Origin of the sequence: Ahrensia marina (genome assembly GCF_001293565.1) — a bacterium.
GTDB classification, from domain to species: Bacteria; Pseudomonadota; Alphaproteobacteria; order Rhizobiales; family Rhizobiaceae; genus Ahrensia; species Ahrensia marina.
This window is the reverse complement of the sequence record NZ_JXMU01000007.1, coordinates 169,098-184,272: the sequence shown is the minus strand read 5'-3', so window position 1 is coordinate 184,272 and position 15,175 is coordinate 169,098. Positions and strand designations below refer to the sequence as shown.

The 15,175-nt window shown below is 49.4% G+C and carries 15 protein-coding genes; 13 read left to right on the top strand and 2 right to left on the bottom strand.

The genetic code is table 11. From position 1 onward, the window contains the following. Positions 1 to 76: 76 nt before the first annotated feature. From SU32_RS06215 to SU32_RS17215, 9 genes are all read left to right on the top strand, one after another. Positions 77 to 1,324 (top strand): phosphopentomutase, encoded by a 1,248-nt coding sequence (locus tag SU32_RS06215; protein WP_053998480.1) that lies wholly within the window; start codon positions 77 to 79, stop codon positions 1,322 to 1,324. Continuing rightward, positions 1,317 to 2,198, top strand: a complete 882-nt coding sequence (gene mutM, locus SU32_RS06210; protein WP_053998479.1) for a bifunctional DNA-formamidopyrimidine glycosylase/DNA-(apurinic or apyrimidinic site) lyase — start codon at positions 1,317 to 1,319, stop codon at positions 2,196 to 2,198. The genes SU32_RS06215 and mutM overlap by 8 nt, the downstream gene beginning before the upstream one ends. Positions 2,199 to 2,254: 56 nt before the next feature. Beyond that, positions 2,255 to 3,028 (top strand): enoyl-CoA hydratase, encoded by a 774-nt coding sequence (locus SU32_RS06205; protein WP_053998478.1) that lies wholly within the window; start codon positions 2,255 to 2,257, stop codon positions 3,026 to 3,028. A gap of 189 nt (positions 3,029 to 3,217) precedes the next feature. Then, a complete protein-coding gene (rpsT, locus tag SU32_RS06195) occupies positions 3,218 to 3,484 on the top strand; it encodes a 30S ribosomal protein S20 (RefSeq protein ID WP_053998476.1) in 267 nt (88 codons plus the stop codon). Positions 3,485 to 4,206: 722 nt separating this feature from the next. Continuing rightward, positions 4,207 to 5,832: a chromosomal replication initiator protein DnaA gene (gene dnaA, locus SU32_RS06190; RefSeq protein ID WP_053998475.1), complete on the top strand. Its 1,626-nt coding sequence runs from the start codon at positions 4,207 to 4,209 to the stop codon at positions 5,830 to 5,832. A 215-nt stretch (positions 5,833 to 6,047) separates the two neighbouring features. Next, the gene (gene dnaN / locus SU32_RS06185) at positions 6,048 to 7,166 is read left to right on the top strand and encodes a DNA polymerase III subunit beta (RefSeq protein ID WP_053998474.1); all 1,119 of its coding nucleotides are present in this window, start codon (positions 6,048 to 6,050) and stop codon (positions 7,164 to 7,166) included. Positions 7,167 to 7,207: 41 nt separating this feature from the next. After that, positions 7,208 to 8,377 (top strand): DNA replication/repair protein RecF, encoded by a 1,170-nt coding sequence (gene recF / locus SU32_RS06180; RefSeq protein ID WP_053998473.1) that lies wholly within the window; start codon positions 7,208 to 7,210, stop codon positions 8,375 to 8,377. After that, complete coding sequence (locus tag SU32_RS06175) at positions 8,370 to 9,116, top strand: molybdopterin-synthase adenylyltransferase MoeB (protein WP_053998472.1); 747 nt, start codon at positions 8,370 to 8,372, stop codon at positions 9,114 to 9,116. Before recF ends, SU32_RS06175 begins: the two co-directional genes overlap by 8 nt. 78 nt (positions 9,117 to 9,194) lie before the next feature. Beyond that, complete coding sequence (locus tag SU32_RS17215; protein ID WP_144421046.1) at positions 9,195 to 10,115, top strand: NADH-quinone oxidoreductase subunit E; 921 nt, start codon at positions 9,195 to 9,197, stop codon at positions 10,113 to 10,115. 50 nt (positions 10,116 to 10,165) lie between these two features. Here SU32_RS17215 and SU32_RS06160 read toward each other — a convergent pair whose 3' ends face one another. Continuing rightward, the gene (locus tag SU32_RS06160; protein ID WP_053998469.1) at positions 10,166 to 11,173 is read right to left on the bottom strand and encodes a 2-hydroxyacid dehydrogenase; all 1,008 of its coding nucleotides are present in this window, start codon (positions 11,171 to 11,173) and stop codon (positions 10,166 to 10,168) included. A gap of 161 nt (positions 11,174 to 11,334) precedes the next feature. On the opposite strand from SU32_RS06160, the gene SU32_RS06155 reads away from it, so the two are divergent. Next, entirely contained in the window at positions 11,335 to 11,910 is a 576-nt protein-coding gene (locus SU32_RS06155; RefSeq protein WP_053998468.1) for an SH3 domain-containing protein, read from the top strand. Between the two features lie 22 nt (positions 11,911 to 11,932). On the opposite strand, the gene irrA is transcribed toward SU32_RS06155, so the two are convergent. Beyond that, positions 11,933 to 12,370 (bottom strand): iron response transcriptional regulator IrrA, encoded by a 438-nt coding sequence (irrA, locus tag SU32_RS06150; RefSeq protein WP_425394262.1) that lies wholly within the window; start codon positions 12,368 to 12,370, stop codon positions 11,933 to 11,935. Between the two features lie 165 nt (positions 12,371 to 12,535). On the opposite strand from irrA, the gene fabA reads away from it, so the two are divergent. From fabA to fabI, 3 genes are read left to right on the top strand one after another with little or no spacing between them, the layout of a single operon-like run. After that, a complete protein-coding gene (fabA, locus tag SU32_RS06145) occupies positions 12,536 to 13,051 on the top strand; it encodes a 3-hydroxyacyl-[acyl-carrier-protein] dehydratase FabA (protein ID WP_053998467.1) in 516 nt (171 codons plus the stop codon). A gap of 54 nt (positions 13,052 to 13,105) precedes the next feature. Continuing rightward, on the top strand, positions 13,106 to 14,326 hold the full coding sequence (gene fabB, locus SU32_RS06140) for a beta-ketoacyl-ACP synthase I (RefSeq protein ID WP_053998466.1): 1,221 nt from the start codon (positions 13,106 to 13,108) through the stop codon (positions 14,324 to 14,326). Positions 14,327 to 14,347: 21 nt separating this feature from the next. Further along, entirely contained in the window at positions 14,348 to 15,157 is an 810-nt protein-coding gene (fabI, locus tag SU32_RS06135) for an enoyl-ACP reductase FabI (RefSeq protein ID WP_053998465.1), read from the top strand. The last annotated feature ends 18 nt before the right edge of the window (positions 15,158 to 15,175 follow it).

Sequence of the window (15,175 nt, the reverse complement as noted above, 5' to 3'; positions counted from 1 at the left end):
TGGAACCTATATAAGGATTTATTTACTATGGGCCAATCAACAGACTCTTAAAGCCCGCTTAATATTAGGACTCAATATGGCCAGAGCGTTTCTTTTTGTCATGGACTCAGTCGGATTGGGCGGCGCTAAAGATGCTACTCTGTTCAATGACGAAGGTTCAAGCACTGTTGGCCATATTCTGGAGCACACCGAAAACGGTAAAGCTGACAAAAAGGGGCTGCGTGAAGGATCACTTCATTGCCCCAATCTGGCAAAGTTAGGTTTCTTTCATGCACTGGAGCTTGCGAGCAACCATTCCCTTGCCTGCACAAAACAGGCATCATCTCTGGTGGGGTTCTGGGGTGTGAGCGATGAAGTCTCCAACGGTAAGGATACGCCGTCGGGACACTGGGAAATTGCCGGATTGCCCGTTACGTTTGATTGGGGCTATTTCCCTCACGAAATTCCAACATTTCCGCAAACGCTTCTCGATGATATTTATAAAGAAGCCGGCACTGAAGGTTCGCTGGCAAACTGTCATTCGTCAGGGACTGATGCGCTCACGGCTTTCGGCGAGGAACATATCAAAACCAAGCTTCCAATTTTCTATACGTCATCTGATTCTGTGTTTCAGATCGCGGCGCACGAAAGCCATTTCGGATTAGAGCGATTATATGCTTTGTGCGAGATCGTGCGAAAGCTTGTCGATCCTTATAATATTGGGCGGGTCATCGCACGACCTTTTAAGGGCGAGACAGCAGAGGATTTCGTTAGAACGGGCAACCGCCGCGATTATTCTGTTCTTCCGCCGGAACCTACCTTGTTGGATAGACTGACCGCAACGGGAAAGCAGGTCATCGCGGTGGGTAAAATTGGCGATATTTTCGCCCACCAAGGAGTTAGCGACGTAAGAAAAGCCAATGGCAATGATGCCCTTATCGATGCCACACTGAAAGCCATGAATGATGCACAAAGCGGTGATCTGGTTTTCACAAACTTTATCGATTTTGACCAGCTTTACGGTCACCGCCGCGATGTACCGGGTTATGCTGCCGCTTTGGAACATTTTGACAGGCGATTACCGGAGATGATTGCGTCTCTTAAAGACGGCGACTTAATGGTCATTACAGCAGACCATGGGTGCGATCCGACATGGACAGGCTCCGATCACACACGCGAACGTATTCCTGTCATCGGATTACTCAAAGGATCAGATACGAGCGGCGCAGAAATAGGTATACGCAATTGCTTTGCGGATATTGGCGAGACGATTGCCGATCATCTGGGTTTAACATCCGGCCCATACGGAACCTCTTTCATGGACAAGATTAAACCGAATGCCTGAATTACCAGAAGTTGAAACAGTCAGGCGCGGCCTTGAACCCACAATGCAAGGCGCGGTCATGGAGCGCGTGGAATTGCGCCGTCCCGATTTACGGTTCCCGTTTCCCGACAATATGGCCGCCCGACTTCAAGGCACAACGGTAAACAGCCTTTCGCGCCGTGCCAAATATCTCATGATCAACTTTGATAATGGACTGGTCCTAGTTTGTCATTTAGGCATGTCCGGATCTTTTCGAACCCACAATGCGCATATGGTACAGCTTTACCATGAGCACACAAAACTTGAAGCGCACGACCATGTCGTCTTTCACATAAAACAAGCCAACGGCGATCAGGCACAGATTATCTACAATGACCCGCGCCGCTTTGGTTTTATGTTTATGGGCGAGACGCACCTTATACACGAGCATCCTCACTTAAGCGGACTAGGCCTGGAGCCGACTGGTAACCAGTTAAGCGGTGATGCACTTGCCTTGATGCTCAACGCTAAAAAGACAACATTGAAGTCCGCCCTGCTTAATCAAAAGCTCATTGCAGGACTTGGCAATATATATGTGTGTGAAGCGCTATGGCGATCCGGTCTTTCGCCTTTGCGCCAAGCAGGCACTTTGACACGTAAGAAAGGCACAGCAACAGCGCGCTGTCATGCGCTTGCAGGCCATATCCGTGAAGTCATCGCCGATGCCATTAAAGCAGGAGGGTCATCATTGCGCGATCACATGCAAACCGATGGCACACTTGGCTATTTCCAGCACAGTTTTGCGGTCTATGACCAAGAGGGTGCGCCTTGTAAAAAAACCAGTTGCGATGGCACCATCAAGCGCATCGTCCAAAGCGGGCGCTCGACTTTTTACTGCTCAACATGCCAAAGATAATGAGGCACAGCGTTTGGCAACACACTTAATTTAGAGCTCACAAAGAAGGAACTCCAATGGCCTATAAGAATATAAATGTCGAAAAGCGCGGCCGTGCGGGCCTCATCACGCTTGACCGGCCAAAAGCACTCAATGCGCTAAACTCCGCTTTGCTTGAAGAACTCAGCAAGGCGCTTTCCGAATTTGATGAAGACGCAAAAGTGGGCGCCATTGTCATCACAGGGTCGGAAAAAGCTTTTGCGGCCGGCGCCGATATTAAGGAAATGCAGGAGCTGGATTTCGCTGAGGCTTTTCTGGCAGACACGATGGCGGGCTGGCTTGGAATTCCGGCCATTCGCAAGCCGATCATCGCGGCAGTCTCCGGTTATGCGCTTGGCGGCGGATGTGAACTCGCCATGATGTGTGACTTTATCATCGCGGGCCGCAGCGCCAAATTCGGCCAACCGGAAATAACCTTGGGTATTCTGCCTGGTATTGGCGGCACTCAAAGGCTTGCGCGTTTTGTTGGCAAAGCAAAAGCAATGGATATGATTTTAACCGGCCGGATGATGAATGCTGACGAGGCAGAGAGCTGCGGGCTTGTATCGCGCGTGGTTGCCGATGGAGAGCTTTTGGAGGAGGCGATTAGCACAGCGCAAAAGATTGCCGATTATTCCCTTCCGTCAGTCATGCTTGCCAAAGAAGCGGTCAACCGCGCTTATGAGACAACGCTCGAAGAGGGGCTGCGCTTTGAACGACGCGTCTTCCATTCAACTTTCGCGCTGGAGGACCAAAAAGAAGGAATGACAGCTTTTATTGAAAAGCGTTCGCCTTCGTTTAAAAACCGCTAGTGAACAATTGTCGCTGCATGATACTTCAATGTGCAAAAACCGTTGACGTACAAGAACATTGGTATTATAGCAGCTTCAACTTGGCGGCCATTGGTCGCCATACTGTTTTTTTGCGCCACATTCGTTTCATAAAGATTCGCAAGCTGGCTAAGGTTTATTCGTTCAAGTGAACGACAATTTGAGGCAACTATGGCAAACACACCATCCGCTAAAAAAGCGACACGCAAAATCGCTCGCCGCACTGAAGTAAATTCTGCGCGCCGTTCCCGTGTTCGTACATTCCTACGTAAGGTTGAAGAAGCAATTTCTTCAGGCGATAAGAGCGCCGCTGCTGAAGCTCTTAAAGCTGCGCAGCCTGAATTGATGCGCGCGGCAGGTAAAGGCGTTTACCACAAGAACACAGCATCACGTAAAGTGTCGCGCTTGGCGTCACGCATTAAGGCAATTTCAGCTTAATTTCTGATACATATTTTCTTACATTAAACCCGGCCATTTTGGTCGGGTTTTTTGTTGCGCCGCACTCTTTCGAACATCACAATAAATAGCCGGCAAACACTCTCCTAAGGTAACCAGTCAGGCTTTTCACTATGTCATTGAAATGTCACACTGAATCCGGATGAAAAATATTTATTATTAAAAATCAACAGCTTAGAATGACGCACACTTAACAAAAGGCCCTTCAAAGTGAGTCTTTCAGACCATGTAAGAGTCAAGCTAATTTTTATAAATTTTTTTCTGAGCAGGCCCAACCAAACCGCTTAAAAAAGAAATTGTGGAATCCCAAACATTTAGCCAAAAACGGCCTTGGTGAGTCCGATTTTGAGGTATTTATCAAGCCTTTTGATTCGTTAAATTTGAGTAAACGCGTCTTGATCACAACCTGCTCTTAGCGGTATATCTCTATCCACAGAACGAGAGACCTTAACGGGGCATTCAGGGTGGGGATCCTGAATGAGGCGAGCAAAAAATTTGCTTGCACGAACAATGAGCGCTTCTCTGCCTGGATCGGTTACATTCGATCATTGCCACTAATGATATGCAGTTTAACACGTGAAATCTACGATTTTGCGACCGGATTTCTGCATCCTAAATTTGGAGATCATGCGCCGATGGGGGTCGGCAAGAATAAAAAGAAACGGCTGATAGCGGCAATAAATTAAATAAAGGAACTTCGCACAATGCATTTAAACGGCGCAAAGAAATCGGATAAACCAGAGACTATGAATATCGGAGAACTGGTTTCCAAACATGTCCGGATTTCGCAGCCCAAGGAATGCGGTGCGACAGAGGGGCTCGGTTCGATGACAGACGCAAAAGCTGCAGAGGAAGCGGCAATTCAGGACGAAACATTGGACGTGTCCAATAAGCAGCAATCACGCATTTTTGACCGTGTTTGCCAACTGCTCAAAGCCAAGATCGGCGCTGAGGTCTTTCAAAGCTGGTTTGGACGCGCAAAGCTCGAGCAATCCAGCAGCAGCGTTATCACCATATCGGTTCCGACCCCCTTTCTGCGCACTTGGATCAACAGCCACTATCTTGATGACATGCTGGCACTTTGGCAAAAAGAAGAGCCGAGCGTCCTAAAGGTTGATGTTGTTGTACGCAGCGCCGTTCGCGCCAATGCGAGCAAAGCTGTCGCTTCCAAAGAGCAAATGGCAAAAACAACAGCGCCAAACAGCAAGCATCCGGTCATGCCAGGATCAATGCTGAACAAGGCAGCTATTATGGGTACCGCACAGGAACAGGCTGCGCGTGGCACTGTTCTCGGCTCTCCCATTGATAGCCGTTATACATTCGATAACTTCATCGAAGGCCCGTCCAACAATGTCTGTCTTGCTGCTGCCCGTACCGCCGTTGATAAAGGTGCAAATGCAGCACGCTTTAATCCGCTTTTCTTCTATTCTTCAGTGGGGCTTGGCAAAACGCACCTTCTACAAGCGATTGCCAATGCAGCGAAAGCAAAAAATCCGAACCAGCGCGTTGTATATCTGACTGCTGAATATTTCATGTGGCGTTTTGCCAGCGCTATCCGCGATAGCAAGGCACTGGTATTCAAAGACGCCCTTAATGAAATTGATCTTCTTATCATCGATGACATGCAGTTTCTTCAGGGCGAGAAAATTCAATCTGAGTTCTGCCACCTGATCAATACACTGCTCGATAGTGCAAAGCAGGTTGTTGTGGCGGCTGATCGCCCGCCTTCAGAGCTTGAATCGCTTGACCCGCGTGTTCGCTCACGCCTTAAGGGTGGGGTTTCCTTGGAAATTGAAACACCTGATTATCAAATGCGCCATGCCATGCTTCAAAAGCGCTTGGAAGATGCGCGCAAAGACGATGCCACACTCAACATTTCCGAAGATGTCCTGCAACATGTCGCCAAGACAGTCTCATCAAGCTTCCGTGAACTCGAAGGTGCTTTCAACCAGCTGATTTTCCGCCAATCATTTGAGCAGAACATATCACTGGACCGTGTTGACGATATTCTTGGTCATTTGACCCGCGCGGAAGAACGTAAAAAAGTGCGTATTGAAGATATTCAGCGCGTGGTTGCCCAGCACTTTAATGTCCCGCGCAACGAGATGCTCTCAAATCGGCGCACACGTACAGTGGTCCGGCCACGACAGATAGCTATGTATCTGTCAAAGATCATGACACCGCGCTCATTGCCTGAAATCGGACGGCGTTTTGGCGGTCGTGATCACACCACTGTGCTTCACGCTGTGCGCAAAGTTGAGCAGATGAAGACAGCAGACACCAACCTTTCCAAAGAACTGGAATTGCTGCGCCGCCTGATCGAAGAATAAGCTTTGGCAAAAAGATAAGGCCGCTCCCAAGGGGCGGCTTTTTCAATTGATGCGTTTAGACCAGTTTTCCCCAAACTTTGCTTTTTTAGCGCCTTTGCAAGCCCGCTCAAGCTTGCATTTAGGCTGGTAAAGCGCCACATTCAGCGTCCAAACGCCTGCGTGGTTTTCATGACTGCGGGCGATCATTATTCTGAATTGACCAATGGACGAACGCCATGCGTGTGACACTCGAGCGAGCAAATCTTCTCAAATCACTTAATCATGTTCACCGTGTTGTAGAACGTCGCAATACGATACCAATTCTTTCAAACGTGCTTTTAAATGCCGAAGGCGCCAGCCTTGAAATGAAGGCAACAGACCTCGATCTGGAAATTACTGAAGCAACGCCTGCCCAAATTGAACAAGCCGGCGCAACAACAGTGCCCGCGCATCTTCTTTATGACATTGTGCGCAAGCTGCCTGACGGCTCTGAAGTTATGCTTTCAGTTGACCCGGAAGGTTCAACAATGACTGTCGCTTCCGGCCGTTCAAATTTCAAACTACAATGCTTGCCGCAATCTGATTTTCCCCAGTTGGCCGCAGGTGAATTCAGCCACACATTCCGCTTAGACAGCGCCACGATGCGCCGTCTCATCGAACGCACACAGTTTGCAATTTCAACGGAAGAAACCCGTTATTATCTGAACGGTATCTTCATTCACAGCGCCGAAAATGACGGTAAGATTGTGCTGCGTGCAGTGGCAACAGACGGCCACCGCCTCGCCCGCTGCGAAACAGAAGCACCGGACGGTTCGGAAAACATGCCGGGCATTATTATCCCGCGCAAAACAGTTGGCGAGTTGCAAAAGCTTGTCGACAATCCCGATGTTGCAGTGATCATCGAACTTTCAGACAGCAAGATTCGTATGACAATCGGTGCCGTGGTTTTAACGTCCAAGCTGATCGACGGAACGTTTCCTGATTATCAGCGTGTTATCCCGCAAGGCAATGACAAAGCCATGCAGGTCGAGCGCAAAACATTTACGGACGCGGTTGACCGTGTGTCGACCGTCTCCAGTGAACGTGGACGGGCAGTTAAACTCGCCCTATCCGACGGCACACTGACATTATCGGTCAATAACCCCGATTCAGGATCGGCAACCGAAGAGCTCGCCGTCAGCTATGATGCAGACCCGATGGAAATCGGCTTTAACGCCCGCTATTTGCTGGATATCGCAAATCAACTATCCGGCTCTGACGTTAAGTTTCTGCTGGCTGACGCGGGATCACCAACGCTAATCGAAGACACGAACGACGCGTTGGCACTTTACGTCTTGATGCCAATGCGCGTTTAGAACGTTGCTATTGGTCGCTGGAAATATAAAGGCTAATTTTAATGCTCGGCGACCATGCTCAGGTTTGGCTTTCCCAAATCAAACTGACATCGTTTCGTAATTACGAAACGCTCAATGTCAATTTATCAGACCTGCATGTTGTTTTGACCGGCGCTAACGGCGCAGGCAAAACCAATTTGATGGAAGCGGTCTCTTTGATGTCACCGGGACGCGGACTGCGCCGCGCACCGTTAACATCTATGCGCCATAAGGCGGCTGCCGACGGTTTTTCCGTTTTCGCGACCCTGAATAAAGATGATGAGGATTATGCGATCGGCACCGGCACGGCTGGCCTCGACCCGAGCGCAACTCCCGTTCGCCGCGTCCGCATTAATGGTACGCAGATGAGAAACGCAGACGAACTGCTCGATCTTTGCCGCGTGACATGGGTTACGCCATCAATGGATGGTTTGTTTACCGGCCCGACCGCTGATCGTCGCCGTTTTCTGGACCGTATGGTGCTGGCGATTGATCCTGCCCATGGGCGCCGCGCCAGCAATTATGAAAAAGCCATGCGCAACCGTAACCGGCTTCTGGATGAGATCCCCAGTGATCAAACCGATCAATGGCTCAACGCTGCAGAAAGCCAACTGGCTTCGCTTGGTACGGCAATTATTTCAGCCCGTTATGAACTTATCTCATTGCTGACGGGCTTGATAAAACAGCTCAGCTCGGAGCATCAAAGTGTCTTTCCAACGGCCCATTTGGCCCTTGAAGGCGAGTTGGAGGCAATGGCGGCCGAAGGCTTAAACGGCTTTGACCTTGAGGAAACGTTTAAAAAGCAACTGCATGATCTGCGTTACCGCGACCGTGCGGCAAAGCGCACCCTCACCGGTCCGCACCGTGCCGATCTTGTTGTCCGGCACGTTGAAAAAGATATGGACGCCGGGCTTTGCTCGACCGGAGAACAAAAAGCGCTTCTGATCGGCCTTGTGCTGGCTCACGGCATGCTGACACGAACAGTTTCCAAGCTTGCTCCTATTATGCTGCTTGATGAAGTTGCCGCGCATCTTGATATAGACCGCCGTGCTGCTTTATTTGACCGTATTCACGCAATTGGCGGACAAGCATTCATGACCGGAACGGACCGCAATCTGTTTGATGCACTTGGTACGCGGGCGCAATATTTAACCGTCGATAACGGCACACTCCAAAGAGAAGAAAATGGCTGAGGGCACGGTTTTAAGCGGTGAAGAAATCGAGCGCTATGCGCGCCACATTGTCTTGCCTGAAATAGGCGGAGCCGGACAACAACGCATTAAAGCATCCCGCGTTTGCATTATTGGGGCCGGCGGGCTTGGCAGTCCGGTTGCACTATATTTAGCGGCGGCCGGTGTCGGCAGAATAGGCATTGTCGATGATGATGTCGTTTCGCTGTCCAATCTTCAGCGCCAGATAATCCATGCAACAGATCATATTTCAAACAAGAAAACTAGCAGTGCGAAAAGCACAATTGCCCGCATCAATCCACATGTTGAAGTCATAGCGCACGAGGAACGTTTGGATGATCAAAATGCCAAACGCATTTTTGAGCAATACGATATTATCGTGGATGGCTCGGACAATTTCACAACACGCTATCTTGTTGCAGATCAGGCCGAAGCTTCACGCATACCGCTGGTCGCCGCAGCGCTTGGTCGGTTTGACGGATCACTGACAGTTCTTGCCCCTTACAAAGACGATAATCCGCGTTATCGCGATATTTTTCCTGAAGCCCCACCTGCAGGCAGTGTACCGACATGTGCCGAAGCTGGCGTTCTGGGTGCCGTTGCCGGTGTCATGGGAACCCTGCAAGCGACAGAAGTAATAAAGCTCATTACGCAAATCGGGACGCCTCTTATCGGGCAAATCTTACTCTACGACGCCTTGGAGTGCAGGTTCGAAAAAATGCGTTATAAGCGTAAAACTTGACGCAACGCGCCGTTTGGCTACATGTTAGCCGCAAGGTGTCGAGGGGCGGCGCCAAATGCATATATAAAGGGCATCGTAATGAGCTTAATGGCAATCAGTCTTATCATTCTGATTATTCTCATTCTAATTCTTCTCTACTTCTACTTTGGTAACGGGTCATCGGGAAATTCGGCTGAAGGGTCACAAGCATCCTCAACACCGGCGAAACCTGCAGCCCAATCCACAACGGAAGCAATCAGTTCCAAGCCAGTAGAAAAAGAAGCACAAACAAAGCCATCCGCACCGGCAGCTGGAACACCGCCAGCGGAAGCTGTTGGCTTGATGGCAGCAACACCGGAAAAAACACCGGCCAAACGCAAGGCACCGGCGAAAAAACCGGCGGCAGCAAAAAAGACATCAGCTACGAAAACAACATCTTCAAGCAAAGCTGCCAAGCCTAAGGCACCAGCAAAAAGCACCGCAGCAAAATCGACAGCATCGAAAGCCAAATCAACGGCAGCGCCTAAAACAACAGGTAAGGCCAGCACAGACAAAGCAGCAGCTCCCAAAACAGCGTCAGCATCTAAAGCAAAAACAAGCGCAAAGAAGCCGGCTGCAAGTAAAACGACTGCCGCAAAAACAACAGCGCCGAAAACCGCCACCGCTAAACCTGCAGCAGCCAAAGCAGGTACAACTGCGAAAAAAGCAGCACCTAAAAAGTCTGCAACAGCCAAACCAAAGGCTGCAGGCCCAGAGCGTTTAAGCAAGCCTGTTGGCGAAGCTGATAATTTGAAAATGATTGCCGGCGTTGGACCAAAACTGGAAAAAACACTTAACGGTCTTGGCTTCTGGCACTTCAGTCAAATTGCAAAGTGGAAAAAAACCGATATCGCTATCGTTGATGACGAGCTTTCCTTTAAGGGCCGCATCGAGCGCGATGACTGGATCAAACAGGCAAAAGCTTTGGCAAAGGGCGGTGAAGCCGAATACATAAAAGTGTTTGGCAAAAAGCCGCGCTAAAGCAAAATACACCACAAGAAAAGAAGGCACCGTTCAGGTGCCTTTTTACATTATATCATTGACGGAAGAACGCGGTCAGGTGGCCTGTCGCCACTCGCCATCATCCGGATGTTGATAATAATTTTCTCGCCCATCTCAATGCGGCCCTCAATGGTCGCAGAACTCATATGGGGCAGTAAAACCACCCGCCCCTCTTGAGCAAGCTTGCAAAGGCGCGGATTGATTTTTGGCTCACCTTCAAACACATCCAGTCCGGCACCGGCGATCCTTTCTTCTTCCAGTAAACGTATCAAAGCTTCTTCGTCGATAATTTCACCGCGCGCCGTGTTCACAACAAAAGCATTGGGTTGCAACAATTGAAGACGTCGCTCCGACAACAAATGATAGGTCGCTGGCGTATAGGGACAGTTCACGGATACAATATCCATATGCGCCAACATCTGGTCGAGGCTGTCCCAATGCGTCGCATCCAGTTCTTCGCGAATGCTGTCAGCAATCGGTTCGCGGTTATGATAGTGAATTGAAAGGCCAAACGCCTTGGCACGCCGTGCGACAGCAACGCCTATGCGTCCCATACCGATAATACCAAGCCGCTTGCCCCAGATCCGGCGTCCAAGCATCCAGGTTGGTGACCAGCCTTGCCATTGATCGTCGCCCAACAAGTGTGACGCCCCTTCTACGAGGCGGCGCGGCGCAGCCAATATCAGCGCCATGGTCATGTCCGCTGTGTCTTCATTTAGAACATTGGGCGTATTGGTAACAATAATGCCTTTAGCGTGCGCTGCAGCAACATCAATATTATCAACCCCGTTACCAAAATTGGCTATCAATTTTAGCTTGGGACCAGCTTCATTGATCAGGTCAGCATCAATCTTGTCTGTAACAGTGGGCACAAGCACGTCAGCTTCTTGCATGGCTTTCGCCAAAGCTTCTCGGCTTAAGGGCGCATCAGTGGTGTTAAGCCTGACATCAAACAGTTCCCCCATACGCGTTTCCACCGTCTCCGGTAGCTTACGTGTCACAATTACGGTGGGTGTCTTATTCAAGAGCGCTTCCATTATTCAATTAATTATTATCGCGTAGATCGCTCAACATGATGCAAACAATATCAGTTTGGTAATCATTTGTTGAGTACCCATTAACCAAAAACAGTCACAATTGGCAATGAATTAGATGCGCCGCGATTCCAGATCGGTGCTGAAACAGTGTTGGGGTAAATATGCTTGATTTCAAGTTTACAAAATTCATCAATGTGTTTTCTGCCGTTTCTTTAATTTTTGCTGGCTCGGTGTTTTCAGCAAGCCAAGCCTATGCACAACAAACCGCTTCTATTAACCGCGGACCAAGCGGACTGCCATTACCACGCTTTGTTAGCTTGAAATCGGAGCGCGTAAATATGCGCGTGGGCCCCGGCAAAGAGTATGCAGTTTCGTGGATGTATCTCAAATCCGGCTTACCATTCGAAATCATTCAAGAATATGACAATTGGCGCCGTGTGCGTGATTCGGAAGGCACAATGGGCTGGATACACGGTTCTCTGCTGTCCGGTAAACGAACAGCGATCACAACGCCATGGCGCACAGGAGCATCCGATAAAACAATCAATGTTTATGAAAGCCCGAAGTCAGGCGCAAAAGAGGTCGCATATGTCGAGCCCGGCGTTTTGGCCTATATTCAAAAATGTGACGGCGTATGGTGCGAACTGGAAATCTCCAGCGATGGTAAAAAAATCCACGGCTACACCGATCAGACCGACCTTTGGGGTGCATATCCAGATGAAAAATTCGAAGACTAATCAAGTACGCGCCAAAACGGCGTCACCTTTGTTTTTTTCTCAGGCGAATAACAATATCGACATTGGCAATTTCCATACCTTCCGGCGGTACCGGTAAATTATCAACGGTGAGCGTGCCGTCCGGCACATCCATCACGTCATTTGAATCCTGAACGAAATAATGATGGTGGTCGCTGGTATTGGTATCAAAATAGGTGCGCTGGCCTTCAATCGCCAGAATGCGCAACAAACCTGCTTCAGTAAACTGGTGCAGCGTGTTGTAAACAGTAGCCAGCGAAACCGGAACGCCATTTTCTACAGCCTGCTTGTGCAGATCTTCGGCCGCGACATGTCGGTCTTCTTCCAGAAATAACATTTCCGCCAATGCCAAGCGTTGACGTGTCGGCCTCAATCCAGCAGCGTTCAACATGCCGCGGATATCCCGTTCTCTGATTTTGACGTCACTATTCGTCTTAATCATCACCCAAACCTGTTAACGTATAGAAAAATACGTGTTGCCCTTACATTTTCCGGTATATTCACTTAATCAGCGCCAATCAATAGATAGGATGGCATTGCGATAGCAACAATAGTCGTGGCATTCATGCTTTATGCGCGCTATGCAGACTAAAAAGAGGGCAAATTGATGGCTGAACAAAAATCCAGCTACACGTATGAAGAAATTCTAACTTGTTCGAGCGGTGAGATGTTCGGTCCGGGCAATGCCCAGCTACCTGCTCCACCAATGCTGATGGTCAACCGGATTACTGAAATTTCCGAGACAGGCGGCGAGCATGGAAAAGGGTGCATTCGTGCCGAATTCGACATTCACCCTGACCTTTGGTTCTTTCCATGCCACTTTATCGGCGACCCTGTCATGCCGGGCTGCCTCGGCCTTGACGCACTATGGCAATTGACCGGCTTTTATCTGGGCTGGCTTGGCGAACCTGGCAAAGGACGTGCCATATCGACCGGCGAAGTTAAATTCACCGGGATGGTAACGCCAGAGACAAAACTGGTTGAGTTCGAAATCGACTTTAAACGTGTTATGCGTGGCCGCCTTGTTCTTGGCATTGCCGATGGTATTGTAAAAGCCGACGGAGAAACAGTCTTTACAGCAAAAGACCTTCGTGTTGCACTTTTCCAAGATCAGGCTTCGTAATCAGCCACGAACTCACTATATTGGGCTTAGACCAAATAAAAACGGGAAGATTTTATGAAACGCGTTGTCGTTACAGGAATGGGTATCGTCTCTTCAATTGGTGACAATACCGAAGAAGTACTTGATTCACTGCTCAATGCAAAATCAGGCATTACAACATCACCCGACATGGTTGAGCATGGGTTTAGAAGCCATGTATATGGCGCGCCAAAGGTTGATCCATTTGAGGTTCTTGACCGTCGCCAGACACGCTTTTTAGCGAAAGGTTCCGCTTGGAACTATCTGGCCATGCAACAGGCTATCGATGATTCCGGCTTGGAAAAGTCAGACATCTCCAATATTCGTACAGGTATTGTGATGGGTTCAGGCGGCCCATCTACGCAGACTGTATATCAGGCTGCGTTATTGACCGAGAAAAACAACTCGCCAAAACGTATCGGCCCGTTCGCAGTGCCGAAAACGATGTCCTCGACAGCTTCGGCAACATTAGCCACTCCTTTTGAAATCAAAGGCATCAATTATTCGATTTCATCAGCCTGTGCGACGTCGAACCACTGTATCGGCAATGCCTATGAAGTAATTCAAATGGGCAAGCAGGATATTGTTTTTGCCGGTGGCAGCGAAGATCTGGACTGGACAATGTCCAACATGTTCGACGCAATGGGCGCTATGTCCTCGAAGCATAACGACACGCCCGCGACAGCGTCGCGCGCCTATGATGTCACACGTGATGGATTTGTTATTGCGGGCGGTGCAGGTGTACTGGTTCTCGAAGAGCTGGAACATGCAAAAGCACGTGGCGCAAAAATCTACGGTGAAGTTGTTGGTTATGGCGCAACATCGGATGGCTACGATATGGTAGCCCCTTCGGGTGAAGGCGCTGTTCGTTGCATGAACATGGCCATCTCAACCGTTAATGGCAAAATCGGTTACATCAACACGCACGGCACATCGACACCGGTTGGCGATGAACGGGAAATGGAAGCGATCAAAACCGTGTTCGGTGATGACATTCCACATATCTCCTCAACTAAATCACTGACAGGCCACTCACTGGGTGCGACCGGCGTTCAGGAAAGTATCTACACGCTCCTGATGATGAAAAACCGCTTTGTATGTGAAAGCGCGCATATCACAGAACTTGATCCTCTATTTGCAGATATGCCAATCGCGATGAAACGTATCGACGATATCGAGCTTGAAGCAGCGATTACAAACTCGTTCGGCTTTGGCGGCACAAATGCGACGCTGGCTTTCCAGCTTTATAATGGTTGATAGGGGGTGAGTTCGAAAAACATGTCAGGTATTATGAGTGGAAAACGCGGCCTCATTATGGGCGTCGCCAACAGCAACTCCATAGCATGGGGTATTGCTAAAACATTGCACGAACACGGCGCGGAACTCGCATTCACCTATCAGGGAGATGCACTGGGCAAACGCGTAAAACCTCTGGCAGAAAGCGTTGGTGCTTCACTCATTTTACCTTGCGATGTTTCGGACTTTGAAACAGTTAAATCCGCCTTTGACATATTAAAAGACGAATGGGGCACCCTCGATTTTGTCGTTCATGCCATCGGTTTTTCAAACAAGAATGAACTAAAGGGACGTTATGTCGATGCAACGACCCGCGAAAACTTCATTCAAACCATGGTCATTTCCGCCTACTCGTTCACAGAGGTTGCGCAATGCGCCGCTCCGCTGATGACCAATGGCGGGTCGCTATTAACATTGACCTATGGCGGCTCAACCCGCGTCATGCCGAATTACAACGTCATGGGTGTCGCGAAGGCAGCGCTTGAAGCCAGTGTTCGTTATCTGGCCAATGATCTGGGTCCTGACGGTATCCGAGTGAACGCAATTTCCGCCGGTCCTATGCGCACTTTGGCCGGTGCTGGTATTGGCGATGCGCGTGCGATGTTTGCGCACCAACAGCGCAACGCTCCCCTGCAACGAACTGTTACACAGGAAGAGGTTGGCGGATCGGGCCTTTACCTTCTGTCTGACCTTTCCGGCGGCGTAACTGGCGAAATTCATTTTGTTGACTCTGGCTACAACATCACATCTATGCCCCGCCCGGAGCAATTGAAGAGTGTTGACGATAAATAAACCATAGCGCTCGAAATC

Bases quoted from the DNA above. Each gene is read 5' to 3' on its own strand.
- SU32_RS06215 (WP_053998480.1), top strand. From the start codon at position 77: ATGGCCAGAGCGTTTCTTTTTGTCATGGACTCAGTCGGATTGGGCGGC.
- mutM (WP_053998479.1), top strand. From the start codon at position 1,317: ATGCCTGAATTACCAGAAGTTGAAACAGTCAGGCGCGGCCTTGAACCC.
- SU32_RS06205 (WP_053998478.1), top strand. From the start codon at position 2,255: ATGGCCTATAAGAATATAAATGTCGAAAAGCGCGGCCGTGCGGGCCTC.
- rpsT (WP_053998476.1), top strand. From the start codon at position 3,218: ATGGCAAACACACCATCCGCTAAAAAAGCGACACGCAAAATCGCTCGC.
- dnaA (WP_053998475.1), top strand. From the start codon at position 4,207: ATGCATTTAAACGGCGCAAAGAAATCGGATAAACCAGAGACTATGAAT.
- dnaN (WP_053998474.1), top strand. From the start codon at position 6,048: ATGCGTGTGACACTCGAGCGAGCAAATCTTCTCAAATCACTTAATCAT.
- recF (WP_053998473.1), top strand. From the start codon at position 7,208: ATGCTCGGCGACCATGCTCAGGTTTGGCTTTCCCAAATCAAACTGACA.
- SU32_RS06175 (WP_053998472.1), top strand. From the start codon at position 8,370: ATGGCTGAGGGCACGGTTTTAAGCGGTGAAGAAATCGAGCGCTATGCG.
- SU32_RS17215 (WP_144421046.1), top strand. From the start codon at position 9,195: ATGAGCTTAATGGCAATCAGTCTTATCATTCTGATTATTCTCATTCTA.
- SU32_RS06160 (WP_053998469.1), bottom strand. From the start codon at position 11,173: ATGGAAGCGCTCTTGAATAAGACACCCACCGTAATTGTGACACGTAAG.
- SU32_RS06155 (WP_053998468.1), top strand. From the start codon at position 11,335: ATGCTTGATTTCAAGTTTACAAAATTCATCAATGTGTTTTCTGCCGTT.
- irrA (WP_425394262.1), bottom strand. From the start codon at position 12,370: ATGATTAAGACGAATAGTGACGTCAAAATCAGAGAACGGGATATCCGC.
- fabA (WP_053998467.1), top strand. From the start codon at position 12,536: ATGGCTGAACAAAAATCCAGCTACACGTATGAAGAAATTCTAACTTGT.
- fabB (WP_053998466.1), top strand. From the start codon at position 13,106: ATGAAACGCGTTGTCGTTACAGGAATGGGTATCGTCTCTTCAATTGGT.
- fabI (WP_053998465.1), top strand. From the start codon at position 14,348: ATGTCAGGTATTATGAGTGGAAAACGCGGCCTCATTATGGGCGTCGCC.